Here is a 1,418-nt window from a genome sequence, read left to right on the forward strand (position 1 = left end):
TAGCAAAATCTGAATCTAAGAAAAGAGATTAGCTACAGTCTGTAAACGATAACTAGGAGGAGCCGTGTGCATTAATAGTGCAAGCACGGTTCTGTGAGGGGGAGGAGTACAATCTACCGGAAGGTAGAAAGGCTCCCTTCTACTCGACTGAAGAAGATAATATGCAATATATTTGCTATATTTATCTAAAGAAAACATCAAAGGGGAAAGCATATGAGCTGGTCTAATTATGAAAGAGCATTAATCTTATTAGAACAAAATAAGGAAGAATGTGATTTTGTCGGAGAGCGTTCTGAACTCTTAATAGATAAAGCAGAAAAAGAATTAGGAATTAAATTTTCAAAAATGTATCGCCACTTCCTAAACTCTTTCGGGGCAGGGAATTTCGGTTCACAAGAAATATATGGTGTTCTTCAAGATGACTTTGAAAATTCTTCTGTCCCAGACGCAATCTGGTACACTTTGACTGAAAGAAAAGAGACTGGTTTACCAGATAAATTTCTTATTATTTAGCTTACTGGCATGGATGATTTATATTGTTTGGATTTTAATAATCTTAATGATGAAAAGGAACCAGCAGTTGTATCAGTATACTTAGGAGTGGACTGGGATGAGCAACCATTTGATGTGATTGCTGATGATTTTGGTGATTTTCTTTTGGAGTTAATTAAAGATGAATTAGAATAATAAAGAAGTTGGCTGCTATTAAAATGGCAGCCTTTCTTCTTGAACCAAAGGGGAAGGTTAATTAAATAAGGCATAGACATTTATAAAAAATAATTGTCCTTACAAGGGATTCTTTCTGATAAACTAAATTGAATTCAGCCATTTAGGAGGAGAAAGAATGAAAAAGAAACATATTATTTTTTCTTTATTAATTCCTGTAATACTTGGGCTAATTGGATATGGTGTTTATTGGGCATTTTTTGATATGAGTCGTTTGCCTAAAGGAGATTTAATTACAGAAAAAAGTTCTCCAGAAGGAACCTATACGCTAAAAGCCTACGTTTCAAGTGAAGGAGCAACAACAGATTTTGCTGTTCGTGGAGAACTAAATTTTAATAAAGCGAACAAAAAACCAAAGAACATTTATTGGAACTATCACGAAGAAAAAGCAAATATTAAATGGATTGATGAAAATACCGTTGTAATTAATGGTCACGTATTAAGTGTACCAAATGAAACTTTTGACTTTAGAAGACGATAAACAATTCTTCTTCAACTAGAGGGTGCATTACTGAACAACGGTAATGCATTTTCTTATTAAAGTAACGGGGCAGGTGTGCGGCCGAGCCTAGGTCGTATCATATAACGGGTGGGATTCCCGTCGAGTAAGAACTAGCCATTCGCTCGTAGCGAGTCTTGGAGGGCTAAAGGTAACTTTAGTCTTTAAGCGTAGACAGTTAGGTGGCGGGCCG

At 35.7% G+C, this 1,418-nt stretch carries 3 protein-coding genes; all 3 read left to right on the forward strand.

The features are described 5' to 3' along the window. Window positions 1–213: 213 nt before the first annotated feature. Window positions 214–513 (forward strand): SMI1/KNR4 family protein, encoded by a 300-nt coding sequence (locus tag E2K98_RS31950; RefSeq protein ID WP_235824989.1) that lies wholly within the window; start codon window positions 214–216, stop codon window positions 511–513. A 27-nt stretch (window positions 514–540) separates the two neighbouring features. Next, window positions 541–687, forward strand: a complete 147-nt coding sequence (locus tag E2K98_RS31955; RefSeq protein WP_235824990.1) for a hypothetical protein — start codon at window positions 541–543, stop codon at window positions 685–687. Between the two features lie 157 nt (window positions 688–844). Beyond that, window positions 845–1,207 carry a DUF5412 domain-containing protein gene (locus E2K98_RS30575; RefSeq protein ID WP_133340754.1) on the forward strand — a complete coding sequence of 121 codons (363 nt, stop codon included), beginning with the start codon at window positions 845–847 and terminating at the stop codon, window positions 1,205–1,207. Window positions 1,208–1,418: the final 211 nt, after the last annotated feature.

It is taken from the genome of Bacillus salipaludis (assembly GCF_004358205.1).

Coding starts and splice junctions, on each gene's coding strand:
- E2K98_RS30575 (WP_133340754.1), top strand. CDS start 845: ATGAAAAAGAAACATATTATTTTTTCTTTATTAATTCCTGTAATACTT.
- E2K98_RS31950 (WP_235824989.1), top strand. CDS start 214: ATGAGCTGGTCTAATTATGAAAGAGCATTAATCTTATTAGAACAAAAT.